Raw genomic sequence first — 235 nt, 5'->3', positions numbered from 1 at the left:
CCTTTCTTGCGCAGTCACCGGACCAGCCGCCGCTGGAGGCTGCTCGCAAGACATTCCTGATTCTTGCTTCAAGATATGAAAGCAAGGAATCCATTCTCGCCGACCGGATCCTGCGCTCGACGGAAACGCTTCGGCTGCGCAAGGATGCGCTTCACATTCAGTTGGAGGACGTGCTGGCGGAGGCGATGTACGAATTATGGCCGGGTGAGGCAGGGCGGTCGGCACTGCGGCTGGC

At 60.4% G+C, this 235-nt stretch carries 1 protein-coding gene; it reads left to right on the top strand.

Annotated elements, in window-relative coordinates:
- The coding region (locus SB679_RS26320; protein WP_410705377.1) for a hypothetical protein at window positions 1-235 on the top strand (235 nt) is incomplete at both ends.

This window comes from Chryseobacterium sp. SIMBA_029 (assembly GCF_046535275.1).
Lineage (GTDB): Bacteria > Bacteroidota > Bacteroidia > Flavobacteriales > Weeksellaceae > Chryseobacterium.
This window is presented reverse-complemented; position numbering and strand designations above follow the sequence as displayed.